At 63.5% G+C, this 21,435-nt stretch carries 12 protein-coding genes and 2 pseudogenes; 7 read left to right on the forward strand and 7 right to left on the reverse strand.

What is annotated here, in order from left to right; all coding sequences use genetic code 11:
• The coding region (locus A5651_RS18675; protein WP_156663064.1) for a thioesterase domain-containing protein at positions 1–1,428 on the forward strand (1,428 nt) is incomplete at its 5' end.
• 147 nt (positions 1,429–1,575) lie between these two features.
• Positions 1,576–3,051, forward strand: coding sequence for an MFS transporter (locus A5651_RS18680; RefSeq protein ID WP_066984193.1), 1,476 nt, complete (start codon positions 1,576–1,578; stop codon positions 3,049–3,051).
• Positions 3,052–3,148: 97 nt separating this feature from the next.
• Here A5651_RS18680 and A5651_RS26455 read toward each other — a convergent pair.
• Both A5651_RS26455 and A5651_RS18685 read right to left on the reverse strand, forming a co-directional pair.
• Positions 3,149–3,334, reverse strand: a pseudogene (locus tag A5651_RS26455) (hypothetical protein); the annotation flags it as partial.
• Positions 3,335–3,392: 58 nt separating this feature from the next.
• Positions 3,393–4,397: a bifunctional 2-polyprenyl-6-hydroxyphenol methylase/3-demethylubiquinol 3-O-methyltransferase UbiG gene (locus tag A5651_RS18685; RefSeq protein ID WP_066984196.1), complete on the reverse strand. Its 1,005-nt coding sequence runs from the start codon at positions 4,395–4,397 to the stop codon at positions 3,393–3,395.
• A gap of 452 nt (positions 4,398–4,849) precedes the next feature.
• Here A5651_RS18685 and A5651_RS26075 point away from each other — a divergent pair.
• Positions 4,850–5,198 (forward strand): annotated as a pseudogene (locus tag A5651_RS26075) (MFS transporter); the annotation flags it as partial.
• A gap of 286 nt (positions 5,199–5,484) precedes the next feature.
• Here the strand turns inward: A5651_RS26075 and pks2 are convergent.
• Positions 5,485–11,838, reverse strand: coding sequence for a type I polyketide synthase (pks2, locus tag A5651_RS18695; RefSeq protein ID WP_066984201.1), 6,354 nt, complete (start codon positions 11,836–11,838; stop codon positions 5,485–5,487).
• A 631-nt stretch (positions 11,839–12,469) separates the two neighbouring features.
• On the opposite strand from pks2, the gene A5651_RS18700 reads away from it, so the two are divergent.
• The 3 genes from A5651_RS18700 to A5651_RS18710 are packed head-to-tail and all read left to right on the forward strand — an operon-like array spanning position 12,470 to position 16,848.
• Entirely contained in the window at positions 12,470–14,206 is a 1,737-nt protein-coding gene (locus A5651_RS18700; RefSeq protein ID WP_066984389.1) for an AMP-binding protein, read from the forward strand.
• 30 nt (positions 14,207–14,236) lie between these two features.
• On the forward strand, positions 14,237–15,103 hold the full coding sequence (locus tag A5651_RS18705; protein WP_066984204.1) for a cyclopropane-fatty-acyl-phospholipid synthase family protein: 867 nt from the start codon (positions 14,237–14,239) through the stop codon (positions 15,101–15,103).
• A 5-nt stretch (positions 15,104–15,108) separates the two neighbouring features.
• Positions 15,109–16,848, forward strand: coding sequence for an AMP-binding protein (locus tag A5651_RS18710; protein ID WP_066984392.1), 1,740 nt, complete (start codon positions 15,109–15,111; stop codon positions 16,846–16,848).
• 10 nt (positions 16,849–16,858) lie between these two features.
• On the opposite strand, the gene A5651_RS18715 is transcribed toward A5651_RS18710, so the two are convergent.
• From A5651_RS18715 to A5651_RS18725, 3 genes are read right to left on the reverse strand one after another with little or no spacing between them, the layout of a single operon-like run.
• Positions 16,859–17,527, reverse strand: coding sequence for a sterol desaturase family protein (locus A5651_RS18715; protein ID WP_066984205.1), 669 nt, complete (start codon positions 17,525–17,527; stop codon positions 16,859–16,861).
• Positions 17,524–18,246, reverse strand: a complete 723-nt coding sequence (locus A5651_RS18720; protein ID WP_066984208.1) for a FadR/GntR family transcriptional regulator — start codon at positions 18,244–18,246, stop codon at positions 17,524–17,526. The genes A5651_RS18715 and A5651_RS18720 overlap by 4 nt, the downstream gene beginning before the upstream one ends.
• A gap of 39 nt (positions 18,247–18,285) precedes the next feature.
• The gene (locus A5651_RS18725) at positions 18,286–19,551 is read right to left on the reverse strand and encodes a cytochrome P450 (protein ID WP_066984210.1); all 1,266 of its coding nucleotides are present in this window, start codon (positions 19,549–19,551) and stop codon (positions 18,286–18,288) included.
• Positions 19,552–19,776: 225 nt separating this feature from the next.
• Here A5651_RS18725 and A5651_RS26080 point away from each other — a divergent pair, with 225 nt between their 5' ends.
• Positions 19,777–20,256: a hypothetical protein gene (locus A5651_RS26080; protein WP_066984213.1), complete on the forward strand. Its 480-nt coding sequence runs from the start codon at positions 19,777–19,779 to the stop codon at positions 20,254–20,256.
• Positions 20,257–20,283: 27 nt separating this feature from the next.
• Here the strand turns inward: A5651_RS26080 and A5651_RS18735 are convergent, their stop codons facing one another.
• Positions 20,284–21,417 (reverse strand): nitronate monooxygenase, encoded by a 1,134-nt coding sequence (locus A5651_RS18735; protein ID WP_066984216.1) that lies wholly within the window; start codon positions 21,415–21,417, stop codon positions 20,284–20,286.
• Between the last annotated feature and the right edge of the window lie 18 nt (positions 21,418–21,435).

Consider the following 21,435-nt stretch of genomic DNA (forward strand, 5'->3'; position numbering starts at 1 on the left):
TGCCCGTTCGGGGCGCCGGGCACCCGGATGTATCGGACCGGGGATTTGGTGGCCTGGGGTGCCGATGGACAGCTGCGGTATGTGGGCCGTGCTGATGAGCAGGTCAAGATCCGCGGCTACCGCATCGAACTGGGCGAGATCCAAGCCGCGCTCAATGCTGTCGACGGTGTCGACCAAGCCGCGGTGATCGCCCGCGAAGACCGCCCCGGCGACAAACGCCTGGTCGGCTACATCACCGGCACAGCCGACCCGATCGAAGTCCGCGCCAAACTGAGTGAACGGCTGCCGGCCTACATGGTGCCCGCGGCGATAGTGACCCTCGAGGCGTTGCCGCTGACGGTCAGCGGCAAGCTCGACACCCGCGCCCTGCCGGCACCGGAATACCACCGCGTCGCCTACCGCGCCCCAGAAACCCCCATCGAAGAAATCCTGGCCGGTATTTACGCCCAGGTCCTCGGTTTGGAACGGGTCGGGGTCGACGACTCGTTTTTCGACCTCGGTGGGGATTCGCTGGCCGCGATGCGGGCGATCTCGGTGATCAACACGACATTGGACGCCCATCTCGCGGTACGCACGCTGTTTCAAGCGCCGTCGGTGCGCGGGCTGAGTCAGCAGTTGGGCAATGATGACAGCGCGCTGCAACTAGTTCCTGTGGAGATCCTCAAAAAAGGCACCGGCATACCGCTGTGCTGTCTCCACGAAGGCCACGGGCAAAGCTATGCCTATCGAATCCTGGGCGATTATCTGGACTGTCCAATAGTCGGAATCAACCAAATCCCCCAAGACGGCGAAGCCGAACCCGCGTCCATCAGCGAGATGGCCAAAAACTATGCCGATCGACTCCAAGCCATCTACGCCGAGGGTCCCTACAACCTCCTAGGCTGGTCGTTTGGGGGTCCCGTGGCCCACCAGCTCGCCACTGAACTACGCCGACGCGGCTGTGACGTTCACCATCTGGTGCTGTTGGACCCAACACTGAACGTCAACGGCCACAACCAAGCGTTCTACGACGAAAGCCTAGTCGGCAGTCGCCTGCTCGAGCGTTTCCTGCGCTACAACGAGATCGACATGCCCGACCAGACAGATTCGCTCACCTACCCCCAGGCCGAGGAATTGATCCGCCAGCAAGGAAAACTCGTTGAGTTTGTTCTACCGCCCAGACAAATCCTTGAGTTCGCCGTCCAAAACCATATCGCTAACCAAATTCATCTCCGCAACCATGTGCCCGATGTATTCGACGGCGATGTGATCATCTTCTCCGCCACCCAAGATGACGATGAGAACAATTTATGCCATCCCCAAGATTGGCAGCCATACATCAGCGGCGACATCACCGTCCACCCCGTCGCCTGCGGACACGACGATTTGATGACCCCCGAAACGCTCGAACTGTACAGCGAACAGCTCAAAGTTGCCCTAGAAACCTAAGGCCGCACTTACCGTGAACGAATTAGCATCGCGATAGGGTGGTCCGCTATGGGGGGTCTTGATGATGGAGGGGGTTCACCGCCACTTCGGATAGCCGAGGGTACTGCACGAACTACTTCGGTTACCGGCGAGCTCCCGCGGCGCCCCATGAAGCGCTTTCCTAGTTTGCTGCGTTCTCGCCAGCTGATCGCGTCGGCGATTGCACTCGGCGGCATCGAGCTGATGGTGGCGATGGACGGCCCGATCGCCGTCTTCGCACTTCCAACGATTCAAGCCGACCTAGGCCTGTCGGACGCCGCGCGTAGCTGGGTGATCACGGCTTACCTTCTGACCTTCGGGGGACTGATACTTCTGGGCGGGCGGCTCGGAGACACCTTCGGCCGCAGGCGCACCTTCATCGCCGGCGTCGCGCTGTTCACGATCGCCTCGATCGTGTGTGGCATCGCCTGGAACGGGGGCGCCCTCGTCGTGGCTCGGCTGCTGCAGGGCATGGGCGGCGCGGTCATCGCCCCTACCGCTTTGGCCTTGGTGGCGACCGTGTTCCCGAAAGGGCCGGCGCGCAATGCGGCAACGGCGGTGTTCGGCGCGATGGCCGGGGTCGGCGGGGTCCTCGGTTTAGTGGTAGGCGGGGCGCTCGCCGACGTGGCGTGGCGACTGGCGTTCTTGGTGAATGTTCCGATCGGGCTGCTGGTGATTTTCTTAGCGATCAAAACGTTGCCGGAAACCCAGAAAGAACGGATGAAGCTCGACGTCACTGGCGCGGTTCTGGCGACCCTGTTCTGTACCGCGGCGGTTTTCGGCTCGTCACTGGGACCGGAGAAGGGGTGGCGGTCGCCCGCCGCGATCTGCTTGGGTGTGGTGGCGCTGGCCGCTTTCGGGGCTTTCATCCTGGTGGAGCGGACTGCGGAGAACCCCATCGTGCCGTTCGACTTGTTTCTCGACCGCAACCGGTTGGCTACCTTCGCGGCTATGTTTTTTGCCGGGGGAGTGGTGTTCACCCTTAGCGTGCTGGTCGCGCTATACGTGCAGGACATCATGGGTTACAGCGCGCTGCATGCGGGGATATGTTTCATCCCGTACGCAATCGCCATGGGCATCGGCGTCAGCGCGTCGTCGCAGCTGGTAAACCGGTTCCCTCCGCGGGTGGTGGTGATTGCTGGTGCAATTCTGATGTTGGGTGCGATGTTGTACGGCTCGACGCTGAATCGAGGTGTGCCGTTTTTCCCGAATCTGATGGTGCCGATCGTCGTCGGCGGCGTCGCATTCGGTCTGATCAGCGTTCCGCTGACGTTGGCGGTGATTGCCAGCGTCGGCCCCGACCGGATCGGTCCCACATCCGCGATCGCAGGGGTGGTGATGAACCTGGGTGGGCCGGTGGTGCTCGTAGTCATCCAGGCTGTCATCTCGGCGCGCACGCTGTATCTCGGCGGCAGCAATGGACCAGTAAGCGCTATGGACGCCACGCAGTTAAATGCGCTTGACCACGGCTTCACCTACGGACTGCTATGGCTGGCCGGTGTCGTCCTCCTCATCGGTGTAGCGGCGATGTTCATCGGCTACACCGCGCGGCAAGTCGGAGAGGCGCAGGAGGTCAAGCGAGCCCTCGAGGCAAACGGCCGGTAGCCGGTCGCTCGAGGTCTTGGCCTCGATTCGGAAGATCCTGTGACCTCGGGTTTCGACTTACGGTCCGCGCCGACGCGGCCGCGCCGACGCACTGGGGCATTTGGTCGGAGACAAGACGCCGCAGCTGCCGGGCCACTCCTCCCGGGACAACTCGCTCAGTTCCGCACGAAACTTGCTCGAGCCTGCCGCTTGCGCTTTGAGCGGAACGCCTCGACGAACGGGCTGTGCTGGCCAACCACGGCGTCCCGATGATCGGTGCGTAGCCGGTGTAGGCGCGGTTGTTTACGCGACTCAAACTTGACGCCTCTGGTGATCGATCCGTCCGCCGCCAAAGATCGTACCTAGAGGGGAATTACGTTCGATTGCACTCTCGCTGACAAATGCTGCTGAGAGCCACCTCGTCCACTGAGTACCGTAAAGCCTGTGGGCTTGAGTTCGTTCTCCAGAACTCGCAATTTCTCTACCCGTCCCAGGGCCCGAAACCGCTTCCTCAACGATTCAGCTGTAAAGAGGTCTTCTGGTGTCTGGCACAGGTAACGCATGTCGCCCGTTTCTACTTCCTGAAGATCGATCAACTTGCTGGAGTCCAGCAGATTGATGTTATTGATCGCGGCCCACTCGAGCCCCGTGCGATCGCGGAGCAAGCGGAAAATCTCTTCGAACCGATATGCATTGACGATTGGATGGAGGTAAGCATCCACATCGATACTGACCTGGCTGACTTCCGACTTTGACTGCGCCGCGGAGCTACCGTATTGCTTGACTTCAAGGTTTACGCCCAATTCCCGCAAGACCTGTAAACCTGCATCGAAACCCTCGGCCCGATTCCACAGCGTCAAGAGTGTCTGCCGGTCGAGTAGTCGCTGATGCTCGCCGAGCGCGTGATACAACCACAGGATCAGGAGCCCATTCGCACTGAGTAACGACGTGAGAAATTCCATCCCGCGGCCCGGCTCTTCCAGGTGGTGTACAACCCCAATCGACGTGATGATGTCGAACGTGCATCCGGGGCTGAATTCCAGAAGTTCGGATTGGCGAAATTCGACATTGCGGATGCCATGCCGCTCGCTGAGGGCTCGGGCGACCGCGAGTGACGCTGCTGTCATGTCCAGCCCGACAAATTCGGCTTTGGGGTAACGTCGAGCCACCGCGAGAAGGCGCTGACCGGTGCCGCAGCCGGCGTCCAATATCCGTTTGCCAGCCAGGTCACTTTCGCCGAAAAGCGTATAGAAACTATTCGCGACGTCGGGTATCAGCGAATCTCCCACAGTGGGGCTCGGGTATGGATAGGCCTCGTACATCGTCCGCACGTCGTCCACTTTTCCCAGTGCCGCGTTCTCCACCATGATCCCTCCCCATCAGTTGCTCCGATCGTAGTACGAACCCGGGCGCAGCCATGGATGGACTGTCCCATCGCCGCCCCGACTCACCCCGCGGTCGCACGGGCAGTCGAACCGCTGACACCGATGTCATCAACGTGCCGCGAGAGTTGCTCTGCGCGCAACGACACGAACGGCAGGCCGGCCATGAGTCAGGTGGTCCGTACGCGCTTAATGGGGACAGCTGAGTAGGGCGCAACCGCCCCTGTTCCCGGTTGAATGCGATTTGTCTTCTGATTGGCCCAGAGAGCAAGCCTGCGAGGTCACGTGGCAGTCCCAGAACAACGGGTAAGCAGCGAACCTTTGCTATGGGTGGTCCGATATGGGGGCTCTTGACGATGGAGAGGGTCACCACCACTGCGGAAAGCCGAGTGTGCCGAGCGAACGATTTCGGTTACCGGCGACCCCCGCGGCGCTCGATGAGGAAGGGCCTTCCTAGTTCGCTGCGTTCTCGCCAGCTGATCGCGTCGGCGATTGCACTCGGCGGCATCGAGCTGATGGTGGCGATGGACGGCCCGATCGCCGTCTTCGCACTTCCAACGATTCAAGCCGACCTAGGCCTGTCGGACGCCGCGCGTAGCTGTGTGATCACGGCTTACCTTCTGACCTTCGGGGGACTCATTCTTTTGAGGCGGGCGGCTCGAAGACACCTTCGGCCGCAGGCGCACCTCCATCGCCGGCGTCGCGCTGTTCACGATCACCTCGATCATGTGTGGCATCGCCTGGAACGGGGGCGCCCTCGTCGTGGCTCGGCTGCTGCAGGGTGTCGTCCTCCTCAACGGTGCAGCGGCGATGTTCATCGGCTACACCGCCCGGCAATTGGGAGAGCCGCAGGAGGTAAGAGAGCCTTCGAGGCAAACGGCCGGTAGGCGGTCGCTCGAGGTCTTCGCCGGAATATGACGGCCGTGGTTCCAGTGCGCTCACGTTTGAGCGAGCATCGCCTCTACGTGAGAACTCTCGTCCGAGTCGGTCCGTGTACTCGAGCTAGCCATTCACACGGCGGCATGATCTGACCCGAAATGGCTGCTGCAGCAACGCAATCCTGAGGGTCAAACTAAGCCGACGCGTCGACGTCAGCGGTTTCCGCGGGTATCAGCTGTTCGCAGAGTATTCCGGCCAAATCCCGAATGGTCGCCGTCATATTGGAGGAAGTGAGGCGTATCCCCGTTTCGGTCTCGATGCGTGTGCGCAGTTCCAGAGCGCCGAGCGAGTCCATGCCGTACTCGGCGAGTGGACGGTCTGGGTCGACGTTGCGACGCAAGATCAGGCTGACCTGGTCGGAGATCAGACGCCGCAACCGTGTAGGCCACTCATCCTGGGGGAGCTCGCTGAGCTCGGCACGGAACTTGCTCGACCCTGCCGTTTGCGCTGTTGAGCGGAACGCCTCGGCGAACGGGCTGTGCTGGGCGAATGCGGCCAACCACGGCGTCCCCATAATCGGCGCGTAGCCGGAATAAGGTCGGTTGTGGCGCAGCAGCGCTTCAAACGCGTACGCGCCTTCGTCGGGCACGATGGCAACGCCGGTCCCCTCCGCCAAGGCGGTAGCGGCACCGATCTCGCCCCAGGCGCCCCATGCGATCGCGGTTGCCGGGAGGCCCTGAGCCTGCCGCCAATGGGCGAACGCATCCAGCCAGCTGTTGGCGGCGGCGTACGCGCCCTGCCCGGGCGATCCCACCAGGGCGGCCGCGGAGGAGAACGAGCAGAACCAGTCAAGCGGTTGGTCGGCCGTGGCAGTGTGCAGATTCCAGGCGCCGTAAACCTTTGCAGCCCAATCACGCTCGATGAGCGCATCGGTGATGTTGGTCAACACGGCGTCCTCGATCACCGCGGCCGCGTGCAGCACGCCGCGCAGTTGCAGCCCGGTGGCAGTCGCCGCCGTCACCAGACGTTTCGCCGTTTCGGGCTGGGTAATATCGCCACACTCGACCACCACGTCGGCACCGATCGCGCGGATGAACTCGATCGTCTCCAGTGCCTTCGGATCGGGCTCGGAGCGCGAGGTGAGCACGATGCGCCCACATCCGCCCGCGGCCATCTTCTCGGCGAGGAACAACCCTAGACCGCCCAAACCGCCGGTGATGATGTACGAGCCGTCTTCGCGGAAGACCGGCACTCGCTCTGGCGGCACAACCACGCTGCTGGTGCCTGCGCTTGGGATGTCCAGGATGAGTTTGCCGGTGTGTTGGGCGGCGCTCATCACCCGGATGGCAGTGGCGGCGTCGGCAAGCGGATAGTGCGTGCTCTCCGGTATCGGGAGTACGCCGTCCACAGTGAGCCTGTACACCGTGTCCAACAACTCCCGGAGCCGCTCCGGATGGCTGAATGACAGCAACGCCAGGTCGAGGGCGTAGAACGTCAAATTGCGACGGAATGGGAACAATCCCAGTTTGGTGTCGCCATAGATGTCACGTTTCCCGATCTCGACGAATCGTCCACCGAATGCCAGCAATTCGACGCCAGCGCGTTGGGCGGCTCCGATGACCGAGTTGAGAACGATGTCGACGCCATATCCCTCGGTATCACGGCGAATCTGGTCAGCGAACTCGACGCTGCGCGAATCGTAAACATTCTCAATACCCATGTCGCGCAACAGTTGCCGCTTCTGGTCACTTCCTGCGGTGGCGAAGATTTCGGCACCCGCGGCGCGGGCGATCGCAATGGCTGCCTGGCCGACCCCGCCGGTTGCGGAGTGGATGAGCACTTTCTCGCCGCGCTTGATGCGGGCTAGATCGTGCAGGCCGTACCAGGCGGTGGCGGTCGCCGTGGTTACCGCGGCGGCGTCACCATCGGCCAGGCCGGCCGGCAGGGTGACGGCCAGGTTGGCATCACAGGTTATGAACGTGGCCCAGCAGCCGTTGGGGGAGAGGCCGCCGACGTGGTCGCCGACCTTGTGATCGGTGACGTCGGGTCCGACCGCGGTCACCACCCCGGCGAAATCTGTTCCCGGTTGCGGCAGCCGCCCCTCGAAGGACGGGTAACGACCAAACGCCACCAGCACGTCCGCGAAGTTGATGCTGGACGCTGTGACAGCCACCTCGATCTCTCCTGGTCCAGGCGAAACCCGCTGGCAGGCAACCAGTTCCGCCGACTCGAGATCCCCGGGCGTACGGATCTGCAGACGCATCCCGTCTTGCTCATGGCTCACGATCGTCGTTTTGCGGTCTTCCGGTCGCAATGGAGCCGGGTACAGCCGCGCGACGTACCACTGGCCCTTCCGCCAGGCAGTCTCGTCTTCCTCGAGCTCGCAGAGCAATTGCTGTGCCAGCTGCTCTGCGTCGCTGTTAGCGTCCACATCGATCTGAGAGGCCCGCAAGTGCGGATGCTCGGTGCCGATCACGCGCACGAGACCCCGTAGCCCGGCCAATTCGAGGTTGGGCCGATCCCCGGCCTCGACGGTCTGGGCGTTGCGAGTCACGACGTACAGGCGGGGCGGCTCTCCTGCGAGGTCGGGCAATTCGCGGGTGATACGCACGAGATGCTCCACATACTCGCGGCCCAAGCGCGGGGACTGGTTCTCGGCGTCACCGTTTTTGGGTCCCGTGAAGATCACCACTCCCGTGAATCCGCCGGCACGCAAATGGTCCTTGAGCAGCGCAGCGTTCGATGCGTGGTCGGCCTGCCGTGGCCAGCACATGGTGGTGCATTGCGCCCCTTGGCCTTTCAGGACATCGGTCAAACTCGTGGACAACTGGTCTGCATTGGTGGTGCTGATCAGCAGCCAGTTTCCGGCATCGGCGTACTCCATCTCAGGCAGTGCTCGCGGCTGCCATTCGATGTCGAGCAGTCTCTCGGCCAGAAGCCGAGCTTTATTGCCCTTTTCGGAGGCTCCGGTGCCCAATCGCAGGCCCTCGACGGCGAGCATGACTGTCCCGCGCTCATCCAGCACCTCGATATCGGCCTCCACTCCGGAAAGATCGACTTTCGTCACCCGGGTGAGGCAATAGTGAGCATCTCGCGCGGCTGTGTAGGAGCGAAGTCGCCGGATCCCCAATGGAAGCCCGAGCATCCCTTCACCCAACGCCTGGATGTGGGGATGCGCCTCGACGGACTGGAAACAGGCATCGAGCAGCGCCGGGTGCACGCCGTAAGCGACTTGTTGCGACCTGATCTGGCGTGGTAGCGCTACCTCGGCAAGCATGGTGTCTGCTTCCCCGGTGTGCACGGCCCCGAGGCCGGCGAACGCCGGACCGTACTGGACGCCGCGCCGGTCCATGCGCTCGCGCACCACATCCCCATCTTCACGACCCGGATGTGCGGCAAGTAGCACCGAGGTGTCGTGTGCGGGGGGCTGCTCATCCGACGAGGAATGCAGAACTGCTGCGGCTTGCCGCGTCTGTTCGCCCTCGTTGTTCGTCTCCACGGTGAAGTCGAAAGCACCCGGCGCCGTCGACAATGCCGACGCGCCAACGGTGGTCTCCTCGTCCAGCAGCAGCGCCTGCTCGAAGCGCATGTCACGGACCTCGGACTCCTCGCCGAGCACCGTGCGCGCGGCCGCCAACGCCATCTCGCAGTACGCGGCACCAGGGAGCACGGCCACATTGCGGATCTGGTGATCGCCCAACCAGGGTTGAGCGGCGGTGCCAATCTCCCCTTGCCAGACGTGACGCTCCGGTTCCTCCTGCAAGCGCACATGCGGGCCCAGCAGCGGATGCACCGAAATGGTGCAGCCGCCGTGCGTCGGCGAGACGTCCTGACTGTCGCGGCTCAGCCGGAGCTGACGGTGCGTCCACGTCGGCAACGGTGCGTCCACCAGCCGCCCATGCGGGAAGAGCGCGGCAAAGTCGACCGCGGCCCCCGCACTGTGTAGGTCGACCAAGAAACCGCGCAGCCCGTGCGGCAGTTCCTGCTCGCGACGCATGCTTGCCAGAGCGGCCAGCGGCACATCGAGGCTTCGGGCGTTCTGCTCGAGTGGGTGGGTGAGCAGGGGGTGGGGCGCCAGCTCGGCGAAGACCCGGTAGCCGTCTTCCATAGCTGCCTGCACCGCCGCGGCGAACCGCACCGTGCGCCGCAGGTTATCGACCCAGTAGCGGGCATCGCACACCGGTGCCTCGCGTGGGTCGAACAAGCTCGTCGAGTAGAACGGGATTTCCGGAGTACGCGGAGCCACATCGACCAGCGCCTCGGACAGGTCGCTCAGAATGGGCTCGACCTGCGGAGTATGGGACGCGAGGTCGATGGCGACCTCGCGGGCCATCACGTCGCGCTCCTCCCACTCAGCGACCAGTTCGCGGACGGTCTGCGGCACTCCGCCGATCACTGTGGATTCCGGGGACGCCACCACCGAGATGACCACGTCGTTGATTCCGCGGGCCATCAATTCCGAGAGCACTTGCTGGGCCGGCAATACCACGTTCGCCATCGCCCCCGAGCCGGCGATGCGGGACATCAGCCGCGAGCGGCGGCATATGACACGCACTCCGTCTTCCAGCGACAACGCGCCAGCGACCACCGCTGCGGCGGTCTCTCCCAGGGAGTGACCGATCACCGCGCCGGGGCGCACCCCGTAGGACTTCATGGCTGCCGCAAATGCGACCTGCATGGCGAACAGGGTCGGCTGCACACGCTCGACACCTGTCACGACTTCCGGAGCCGTCATCGCCGCAGTCACCGAAAACCCGGACTCCGCAGCGATCAGGGGCTCGATAGCCGCGATGGTGGCGGCAAACACGGGTTCTTTGGCCAGCAGCTCGGTTCCCATCCCGGCCCATTGCGACCCATGGCCGGAGAACACCCAAACCGGACCGCGACCATCGCGACCGACTGCCGCTTGATACGGGGTGTCGTCGCGGGCTACCTCGCGCAAAGCGTCAATGAGTTCTGCCCGGTTGCTCGCGATCACGCCGGTACGTACCGGGCGGTGCGCACGTCGACGCGCGAGCGTGTAGCCCAGGTCCGCTATCGCCACATCGCCATGGGCTTGCACCCAGTCGGCCAGCCGTGCCGCGGTTTTGCGCAGTTCGTCGGCCGAGGTGGACGACAGCGGGAACAGCAGCGGCTCCTTAGCTGCCGCGCCTGAGCTGCCGTTGGTGTGCACCTCGGTTTCGATGGTTGCCGGAGCTTGCTCCACGATGGCGTGGGCGTTGGTTCCCGAGAACCCGTACGCCGAAACCGCTGCCCGTCGAGGTGTCTGACCATTCGTTGGCCAAGCCGTATTCTCCTGCGGCACAAAGAGATTGCTCTCAATCCGGGCGACCTCGTCGGGCAGCTTGGTGAAGTGCAGATTCTGCGGGACCACACCGTGCTGCACGGCCAGCACCGCTTTCATCAGCCCCAAGGCGCCCGAAGTCGACTGCGTATGACCGAAATTCGTCTTCGACGCACCGAGCGCGCACGGCCCCTCAATGCCGTAGACCTCTGCCAGGCTACCGAATTCGATGGGATCGCCGGTGGGGGTGCCCGTGCCGTGTGCCTCCACCATGCCGACGGTGTTGGGGTCAACGCCCGCCGCGGCCAAAGCGGCTCGATAAGCCTTGACCTGCAAGGGCTGTGAGGGCGTGGTGATATTCACCGTGCGACCGTCATTGTTAAGGGCGGTGCCGCGCACGACAGCCAGGATCCGGTCACCGTCGCGCAGCGCATCGGGCAGCCGCTTGAGCATCACCATCACGGCTCCCTCCCCAGACGCGAAGCCGTCCGCGGCGACGTCGAACGCGTGGCAGTGTCCCGTTGCCGACAGCATGCCGCCCGCCGACCCCGCAGAGGATTTCCGTGGATCCAGGAACAACGTGGCGCCCCCGGCGAGCGCGGCGTCGCATTCGCCGTTTTGCAGGCTGCGACATGCCATGTGCACGGTGACTAGGCCGGACGAGCATGCGGTATCCACCGTTATCGCTGGACCATGCAGGTCCATCGCATAGGCTATTCGGCCGGACGCCATGCTGTAGTTGTTGCCCAGGAATCCGTAGGGGCCCTCCAAGGCGTGGGCATCGGCCGCCAGCAATATGTAATCGCCGTGCGTCAAGCCCACGTACACAGCGGTCCGCGACCCGGCCAACCGTTCTGGGTCGAAACCGGCGTGCTCAGCTGCCTCCCAAGACGTTTCCAGCAGCAGGCGATGTTGAGGGTCGATTGCGGTGGCCTCCCGCTCGCCGATCCCGAAGAAGTCGGAGTCGAAGCCTCCGAAGTCATCAAGGAACGCGCCCCACTTGGACACCGACCGACCCGGCACTCCCGGCTCGGGGTCGTAGTACTCGTCGGCGTCCCAGCGGTCGGGGGGGACTTCGATGATCATATCGTCGCCTCGCAGCAAGGCCTCCCACAGCTGCTCGGGGGAGTCGATGCCCCCCGGGAGGCGGCACGCCATGCCGATGACGGCAATTGGAGTGACAGGTGTGGTGCCCATGGTGGACGAAGTCGCGACTGACTCTGAGCCCGACAGTGAGTCGTCCACAGACTTGAATGACGTCATTTCCCCTCCGCGTTGAAACGGTTGCTGCGCCCCGCCCGGATAGTAGCCCCCACCCGTGCACTGTGGTCAGCAGATTACTGACGACGGCGCCCTGAGGTGGTTCCTCAGCGCCATTGATTGCCTAGGCAGGCGGTCACAAACCATAACGCTATTTCCCCCGTGGTCTGTTGTCTCGAAATCGGAGCAATCGGTTCAGAAGGCAGAGCTGACTGCCGGGGATGGGCGAGGTCGTGGGAGCCGACCAGGCACGTCGATGGCTATGGCTGTCATGTCCCGCGCGGTGGCGCGCGAGGTTGCTGCCGACAATACGCGCGGGTTGCTGCCTGCGGTGATTGGCGTCAAATCGCCGGCCAGGGCAAGGTCCGGTTCACCCGAACTTCGGCAACCGCCAGTCTGCCCACGAGGCATCGGGCCGCAGCAAAGCGTCGCGGTGTGGCACCGGCCTACATTTGCTGCGGGGCTTCTCGTCATTGACGCGCCCGCTAGTAATTGGTACCGGTGTCTGAAATCGCCGTCAAAGAAGTGAGTCGAAGCACCCGTTGGGCGCCTCGACAGCTGGGAACAATGACTCGTGGCTAGCAAACAGCGGGTTCGCCAGTGCAACGGCAACGGCAACGGTAACCTGACGCGGGTGATTGAGACCTCTCTGTTGGCCCTGCTGCGCGAGCGCGCCAGTTTCCAGCCCAATGACACGGCATGGACGTTTCTCGATTACGAGCAGGACTGGAATGGCGCTGCCCAAAGCCTGACATGGTCGCAGATGTATCGGCGAACAGTGAACCTTGCCCAGGAACTCGAACGCCATGGGTCGACCGGCGACCGCGTCGTGATATTGGCTCCGCAGGGGCTCGACTACATCGTCGCGTTTTTCGGGGCGATACAGGCAGGACGTATCGCGGTTCCGCTATCGGTTCCACTAGGTGGCGTCACCGACGACCGTGTTAGTTCCGTGTTACAGGACTCGTCGCCGACGATAGCTCTTACCACGTCCACCGTCTCAAGCGTCGTGGCCGACCACGTCAGCATGCAATCCTGCGGATCGGCTCTGTCGGTCATCGAGGTCGACTCGCTCGATCTTGATGCTCCGCCGGGATTCCGTGCCGGACGCGAGGAGCATCCGACGACGGCGTACTTGCAGTACACCTCCGGATCGACCCGCTCGCCGGCGGGCGTCATGATGTCGCACAGAAACATTTTCGCCAATGTCGAGCAGGCGGCGACCGATTACTTCTTCGAGACCGGCAAGGTCCCCCCGCCCAACACAACCATCGTGTCGTGGCTGCCCTTCTACCACGACATGGGGTTATACCTGGGACTCTGCGCGCCGATTCTGCTCGGGCTCCCCGCCGTGCTGACAAGCCCGGTGGCCTTCCTGCAGCGCCCAGCTCGCTGGATGCAGTTGCTGGCAACCCATAGTCGGTCCTATACGGCCGCGCCGAACTTCGCGTTCGAACTTGCGACAGGCAAAACGTCGGACGAAGACATGGCCGGGCTAGATCTCTCGGACGTGCTCACCATCACCACCGGTAGTGAGCGGGTGAACCCGGCGACGCTACGGCGCTTCACCCAGCGGTTCGCGCGCTTCAATCTGCCCGAGGCGGCGATACGACCGTCCTATGGCCTCGCGGAAGCAACGGTGTATGTGGCGACCCGCGTCGGGGCCGAGCCACCGGCTATCGTGCGCTTCGATTCCGAGAAACTGACAGCAGGCAAGGCGGAACGGTGTGAGGACGGCGGTGGTACACCGCTGGTCAGTTACGGGACGCCGCGTTCGCCGATGGTTCGCATCGTTGATCCCGACACGGGCATCGAATGTGCGGCGGGAATCGTCGGCGAGATCTGGGTTCACGGCGACAACGTCGCACAGGGCTATTGGGGGAAGCCCGAAGGATCCGAAACTACGTTTGGCGCAAGAATCGTCAGTCCGTCCGCCGACACGCCTGAAGGACCGTGGCTGCGCACCGGCGACTCGGGATTCTTCTTCGAAGATGAGCTTTTCGTGATCGGCCGCATCAAGGATCTGTTGATCGTGTACGGCCGCAACCATTCTCCAGACGACATCGAGGCGACGATCTCAGAGATCACACGGGGCCGATGCGCGGCGATAGCGGTTCCGGACCGACAGACCGAAAAGCTCGTTGTGATCGTCGAAGCCAAGCTGCGTGGCGACTCCAGTGACGTCGCAGAGAAGCTCGCGGCCGTCAAACGAGAAGTCACGTCGGCGGTCTCCAACACGCACGGTCTCAGTGTCGCGGACTTGGTGCTGGTGGCACCAGGTTCGATACCCATCACAACAAGTGGCAAGGTCAGGCGTGCGGCGTGTGTGGAGCAGTACCAGCACCGGCAGTTCGCACGATTGGACGCGTAGGCGGGGGATCAACCGATTAACGGAGGGGATATGTCAACGATCAGCGAGCGTGGCGCATCGGCTGAATCCATTCAGCACCACTATGACATCAGCAATCAGTTCTACTCACTCTGGCTCGATGAGTCGATGACCTATTCGTGCGCCTTGTGGGATGGCGAACACGATGATCTCGCCTCGGCGCAAATGCGCAAGATCGACTATCTAGCCACAGAATCCGGCGCGCCTGGCCGTGAACGGGTGCTGGATATCGGCTGCGGATGGGGTTCGGTCATGCAGCGGTTGGTTAGCCACCACGGGGTCCAGCACGTCACCGGCCTGACGTTGAGTGAAGCGCAGGCTCATCGTGTCGAGCGGCTGGATGATCCTCGACTGGTCGTGCATGTCCGGGACTGGGCCGATTTCGTACCCGACGAACCGTATGACGCTGCCATTTCGATTGGCGCCATGGAGCATTTCGTCAAGTTCGGCTGGGCCCGATCAGACAAAGTCGCGGCCTACCGGCGATTCTTCGAGATGTGTTATGAGTCCCTCAAACCGGGGGCGGGCCTGGCGCTGCAGACGATTGGCAAAGGCAACGTCGTCATGGATCAGCAAGGGCTGGAAGACTGCTTGTTCATAGCGCAGCACATATTTCCGGAATCGGACCCGCCGAGGCTCGCAGAGATAGCACATGCTGCCGAGAAGCTGTTCGAGATTCAGTCTGTGCTGAATCACCGGGAACACTACGCGCGCACCTGTTCAGCCTGGCTCGAGAGGCTACGCGCCAACGAGAGCACTGCTGTGGAGATGGTCGGCGCGGAGAAGGTGACGGCCTACGAGCGGTATCTCGAAGCATCGATCAGGCAGTTTCGCCTGTCGCACGCGAATCTGTACCGAATCTCCCTGCGGAAGGTGTGACCATAGTGAGCGAGCCTTCCGTCGCCGCCGTGCTGCGTGAACGTGCCGGTCTGCAGCCCACCGAAACGGCATTCACCTTCATCGACTACGAGCAGGACTGGAACGGTGTCGCCGAAACCCTGACGTGGTCACAGCTGTATCGGCGCACCTTGAACGTCGCTGCGGAGCTGAGACGTCACGGGTCGCCCGGGGACCGGGCGGTGATATCGGCGCCGCAGGGACTGGACTACATCGTTGCTTTCCTCGGTGCTCTGGAGGCGGGACTCATCGCTGTACCGCTTTCCGTGCCGATGGGTGGCGTCAGCGACGAGCGAGTCGATTCAGTACTTCGCGATTCGTCGCCCACCGTCGTGTTGACGACGTCCGCCGTCGTCGGCAACGTCGCGGAATCCGTCCAGAGGCAGAGCAGCGGAGCCGCTCCAGCAATTGTCGCTGTCGATTCGCTCGATTTGGATGCGCCGCAGCGATCCGAGGCCGGCCATGGAAATCACCCCACCGTCGCCTACTTGCAATACACCTCTGGATCCACTCGCGCGCCGGCGGGGGTGATGGTGTCGAACGCCAACCTGTTCACCAATTTCCGGCAGTTGATGGGCGATTTGTTTGCCGACCACGGACGAGTCCCACCGCGTGACACCACCATCGTTTCGTGGTTGCCGTTCTACCACGACATGGGTCTGATGGTGGGAATCTTTGCGCCGCTCATGGCGGGACTTCACGCCGTGTTGATGAGTCCGATGGCGTTCCTGCAGCGGCCCGCCAGATGGATGCAGTTGCTTGCAAGTAACAGCTACGCTTTCTCGTCGGCGCCGAACTTCGCCTTCGAATTGGCGGCGCGAAAGACTTCCGACGATGACATGGCCGGGCTGGATCTCGGGCACGTGCGCGGCATCGGCAGCGGCAGCGAGCGGATCAACCCCGCGACCATCAAACGCTTCACCGATCGGTTCGCTCGCTTCAACCTCCGCGATTCAGTGATCAGGCCCGGATACGGCCTCGCCGAAGCGACGGTTTACGTCACAACCGGCCCTCCGCAGCAACGGCCGAAGGTCGTGCACTTCGATTCCGAGGAACTGACCCTCGGCCACGCGCGGAAATGCGAAAGGCCAAGCGGTACAGCGCTTGTCAGCTACGGTGTACCCCAATCGCCGATCGTCCGGATCGTCGACCCCGACACCATGACCGAGTGCCCGGCGGGCACGTCTGGCGAAATCTGGGTGTACGGCGACAACGTCGCACTTGGCTATTGGCAGAAACCCGAAGAAACCGAGGCCACGTTTGGCGGGAGGCTTGTCGCTCCGTCGGCGGGCACACCCGAAGGGCCGTGGCTGAGAACCGGAGATCAGGGTTTCTTCTTCGATGACGAGCTCTTCATCATCGGCCGCATCAAGGATCTGCTGATCGTGTACGGCCGCAACCATTCTCCGGATGACATCGAGGCGACGATCTCAGAGATCACGGGGGGGAGGTGCGCTGCGATAGCAGTTCCGGATCGTCACACGGAGAAGCTGGTCGTCATCATCGAGGCCAAAAAGCGCGGCGAGTCTGACCAGGAGGTTGCGGAGAAACTCGCCGCCGTCAAGCGTGACGTTTCCTCGGCGATATCGAATTCGCACGGTGTCGGCGTTGCCGACCTTGTTCTGGTGTCTCCTGGCTCGATACCGATCACCACTAGCGGCAAAGTCAGGCGCGCGACATGCGTCGAGCAGTACCGGCACCGTCAGTTTGCCCGCCTGGACGCCTAGCGACGCGGAGTCAGCCCTCGATCGCGTGAAGGTTTTTAGCGGTCGGCGACGTGGCCACGCTGCCCGGGTCCGGGTAGGTGCCCAGTAGACGGTCTGCCGTGCCGGAGCTGGTAACTGTGAACCAGTAGTGCTCGTTCTTGAAGTGGTGTTGCCGGTGATTCCGCCAAATCGCCCGGTAGACAGTGGTTTTCGGTTTGTAGTCGCTGTGGATGAGATAGTGGGTCCACTCGTAACCAAGGCCGAGCAGCGTCATGAATGCCAGAAACGTGAGCCCAAGGCCGATTCGCGGAAACGCCAGCAGCGCAACGCCGATCACCAGCGGAACCACCCACAGCAGCGATTTCCACGGGATGAAGATCAACGCGACGGTGCGCGGGTCGACGTGATGGCGCCGGTGTTCACGGGCGAGAAGTGGATCTATTGTCAGCCGGCCGATCCTCTTCGGCCGCCAATGCAGGATGACCACGTGGATGGTCCATTCGAGAAAAGGAAACAGTGCGAGCATCGCCACCGGTATGACGGCGTCGGTGAGCTGCCAGTCGCCGACCACGATCCGCGCGGCCAGCGCAGCCACGAGCATGGTGCCGAGTACGCACGGGGACGGGTGTTTCACGAACTCGCGCACCGCATCATGCAGAGTGAATCCCCGACGGGACGTGCGATCGGTGCTGACGGTCACGGCTGCTCCTCCAGATCGTTGAGCACGGCCAGCATCGCCGCGGTGGCGGGTTCCAGAAGCTCGATCGCGGCCTTTCTGGCGCCGGCGGGGTCACCTGCAGCAATCGCATCGGCGACGGTGCGATAGGCCTGCGGCCGACCCACCTCGGCGGTCATCACCGTGGCGAGCGCCGGCAGCGCCGGCTCGTAAGTGGCCCGCAGGGTGTTGTACATCAGCCGGAACACGATGGAGTCGGCCCCGTCAACGACGTGGTCCCAGAAGTTCAGGGCATGGCGTTGTTGCTCGACCGGATCGCGTGCGGATTCCAGGTCGGTGATCGCGTCGTCGAGCAGCGCAACCAGCTCGGGGTTGCGGCGTATCGCGGCGAGCTCGGCGACCTTCGGCCCGTTGTGCAAACGCGCTTCGAGAATGCTGCGCACGACCGAGACATCCAGTTCGCCGGCGCGCAGCAGCAGCCGGGGGAGAAGGTCGAGCCCGGCGTGCCTGCGGAAGTCCCGTACCGTCGTCGCGTCGCCCTGACGCACCTCGACGAGCCCGGCCGCCGACACCCGCTTGAGCGCTTCGCGGATGGCGGGGCGGGACACCCCGAGGACGTCGGCGAGGCGACGCTCGCTGGGCAGGGCCTGGCCGGGTTGCATCTCGCCGCTGAGCACGTCGGCAAGAATCTGCTCGAACACGTCCTCGGGCACCGAACGCCGGTTCACAGGTTGTAGGGCCATGCGGCCAGCATGGCCGATCACCGGCTAAAGGTCAAGTGGTCAGACCAATTGTCTCTTACTGGCGACGGCGGACTTACCCGTGTAATCGACCTGCCAATGCTTGATGCCGTTCAGCCATCCTGACCGCAGCCGCTCGGGTTTGGAAATGGGAGTCAGGTTCGGCATTTCGTCCGCGATCGCGTTGAAGATCAGATCGATCGTCATCCGCGCTAAATTCGCGCCGATGCAGTAGTGGGCACCGGTGCCGCCGAAACCGACATGCGGATTGGGATCGCGAAGGATGTTGAACGAGTACGGATCGTCGAACACCTCTTCGTCGAAGTTGGCTGACCGGTAGAACATCACCACCCGGTCGCCCTTCTTGATTTGCACGCCGCCCAGCTCGGTGTCCTCGAGCGCCGTGCGTTGGAACGACGTCACCGGCGTCGCCCACCGCACGATCTCGTCGGCGGCGGTCGCCGGCCGCTGGGCCTTGAAAAGCTCCCATTGGTCCGGGAATTCGGTGAAGGCCATCATTCCCTGGGTGATCGAGTTGCGCGTGGTCTCATTGCCTGCCACCGCGAGCAAGATCACGAAGAACCCGAATTCGTCGTCGGTGAGCTTGTGTCCCTCGACGTCGGCCTGGACGAGCTTGGTGACGAGATCATCGCCGGGATTCTTGCCTCGCTCGGCGGCCATCTGCATGCCGTACATGATGAGCTCGACCGAGGCGGCCGTCGGGTCGTTCCTCGCGTATTCCGGGTCTTGGTCGCCGACCATCTGATTCGACCAGTGGAACAGCTTCTTGCGATCCTCCTGCGGAACACCCATCAGGCCCGCGATCGCCTGCAGCGGAAGCTCGGCCGACACCTGCTCGACGAAGTCGCCGGAGCCCACGGCGGCGGCTTCCGTGACGATGTTGTGGGCGCGTACCCGCAATTCCTCGCGCAGCGACTCGATGGCACGCGGCGTGAACGCCCGCGAGATGATCTTGCGCAAATGCGTGTGGTGCGGAGCGTCCTGGTTGAGCAGGACGACCTTCCCTCCCTCCAGCGAAGCGGCATCGGCTTCGTCGCGGTAGCGCGGCAGCGCGGTCTTCTTGTTGCTGGAGAACACGTCGCTGCGCCGGGACACCTCCTTGACGTCCTTGTGCTTGGTCACCACCCAGTACCCCGTGTCGCCGAAGGCCAGGTTCCCTCTCGTCTGCTCGTTCCACCAGATCGGTGCGACCCGACGCATTTCGGCCAGCTCGTCGATTGGCAGTCGCTCGGCGTAGATGTCAGGGTCGGTGAAGTCGAACCCGCGTGGGAGGTTCGGAGTTGGCATCAATGGACTCCTCATACGACGTTGTCTAGTGTCCGTAAGGCATACCTACACCACAGATCGGGCGCGGTGAAGGAGTTGCGAGAACTTTCCTGGAAGTCTCAACTGAAACGTGTTCTCCACCGGATGCGATAACTGACGACTTGGTCACATAATGCTCAGGTGTAACAATCTTTGCGCCACGGCTGAAGCATCGGTAACGCGCTGCGAAGCGGAGGGGGAGCAGTGATGAAAGAGACCGTCAAACTGTGGTCGCTGTCCGTGGCAGCCGGCGCGTTGATGCTCGCCGCGCCCGCCGCACACGCCGATCCCGACACCCCGGCTCCGCCGCCGTCACCCGCCGCGGAGCGGTCCGTTTCGACGCAGGCCGCCGAGGTCGCCCCCGCGGACCAGCCGCCCTCGCAGCCGGCGGAAGTTCCGCATCTGTCGAGCCCGCAGAACCTGCCGCCGGGCACCACAAATGTGCCGCTCGACCCCGGTCAGGGACGAACGACGTCATATCTGCGCGACCTGTGGCACGCCGTTCAGACCCAGGAGATCAGCGGCAAGGACGCGATCCTGTTGCTGACCCAGCGCCCGCTTGACCCCAAGGCGATGCCCACGAACAGACTACCGGCAGGGCCGCAGGCGCCACCCGGTACGCCGCTTCCCCAGGAACCGGCACCGGAGGCCGCACCGCCGGTGGACGCGGCGCCGCCGACGCCGTAGCTCAGGCGCCCGCGGCCGAGCCGCGAATCAAACGGAAGCGGCTTCGTTGAGTTCGTCGAGCCGGTTCGTCGCCTCGAGATACTCCTGCACCCAGCGCTCGATGACGGCCGACGTCTTCTCCACCTTGGTGAACTGACCGACGACCTGACCGATCGGGTTGAACGCCACGTCGACCGACTCGTTCGGGTACTTGTGGGTGGCGGCGACGGCCATGCCGGAAACCATGTACTGCAACGGCATTCCGAGCGGCTTGGGGTTGTTGGGGTCCTCCCACGCCTCGGTCCAGTCGTTTTTCAGCATCCGCGCCGGCTTGCCGGTGAACGACCGGCTGCGCACGGTGTCGCGGCTGCTGGCCTTCACATAAGCGGCGTGCTGGACCGGGGTGTTCTCCGACTCTTCGACCATGACCCACTGTGAGCCGGTCCAGGCACCCTGCGCGCCCAGCGCCAAGGCCGCGGCGATCTGCTGGCCGCTGCCGATGCCGCCGGCGGCCAGCACCGGAAGCGGGGCCACCTCCTTGACCACCTGCGGCCACAGCACGATGGAGCCCACCTCGCCGCAATGCCCGCCGGCCTCGCCGCCCTGGGCGATGATGATGTCGACGCCGGCGTCGGCGTGTTTACGGGCCTGCGACGGCGAGCCGCACAGCGCGGCGACCTTGCGGCCTTCGTCGTGGATGTGCTTGATCATGTCCGCAGGCGGCGTGCCCAGCGCGTTGGCGATCAGCGTGCACTTCGGGTGCTGCAGTGCCACCTCGACCTGCGGCGTGGCCGTCGCCTCGGTCCACCCCAGCAGCTGCAGCGCGTCGTCGTCGCTGTGCTCGACCGGCACCCCGTGGTCGGCGAGGATCTTTTTGGCGAAATCGATGTGCTCTTGCGGGACAAGGTCATTGAGGGTCTTCTTGAGCACCTCCGGCGACAGGTCCGCTGCGTCCATGCCTTCGTACTTGTTGGGGATGACGATGTCGACGCCGTAAGGATGGTCGCCGATGTTCTCGTCGATCCACTTGAGCTCGATCTCCAGTTGCTCGGGCGTGTAGCCGACGGCACCGAGCACGCCGAAGCCGCCCGCCTTGCTCACCGCCACCACGACGTCACGGCAGTGCGTGAAGGCGAAGATCGGGAATTCGATGTTGAGGTCGTCGCAGATGGCCGTGTGCATGCCTGCTCCTTGGGCGCG

Source organism: Mycobacterium sp. 1274761.0 (assembly GCF_001668615.1).
GTDB lineage: Bacteria > Actinomycetota > Actinomycetes > Mycobacteriales > Mycobacteriaceae > Mycobacterium.

Excerpts from the sequence above, each read along its gene's own strand:
- A5651_RS18680 (WP_066984193.1), top strand. The coding sequence starts at position 1,576 with ATGAAGCGCTTTCCTAGTTTGCTGCGTTCTCGCCAGCTGATCGCGTCG.
- A5651_RS18685 (WP_066984196.1), bottom strand. The coding sequence starts at position 4,397 with ATGGTGGAGAACGCGGCACTGGGAAAAGTGGACGACGTGCGGACGATG.
- pks2 (WP_066984201.1), bottom strand. The coding sequence starts at position 11,838 with ATGACGTCATTCAAGTCTGTGGACGACTCACTGTCGGGCTCAGAGTCA.
- A5651_RS18705 (WP_066984204.1), top strand. The coding sequence starts at position 14,237 with ATGTCAACGATCAGCGAGCGTGGCGCATCGGCTGAATCCATTCAGCAC.
- A5651_RS18720 (WP_066984208.1), bottom strand. The coding sequence starts at position 18,246 with ATGGCCCTACAACCTGTGAACCGGCGTTCGGTGCCCGAGGACGTGTTC.
- A5651_RS18725 (WP_066984210.1), bottom strand. The coding sequence starts at position 19,551 with ATGCCAACTCCGAACCTCCCACGCGGGTTCGACTTCACCGACCCTGAC.
- A5651_RS26080 (WP_066984213.1), top strand. The coding sequence starts at position 19,777 with ATGAAAGAGACCGTCAAACTGTGGTCGCTGTCCGTGGCAGCCGGCGCG.
- A5651_RS18735 (WP_066984216.1), bottom strand. The coding sequence starts at position 21,417 with ATGCACACGGCCATCTGCGACGACCTCAACATCGAATTCCCGATCTTC.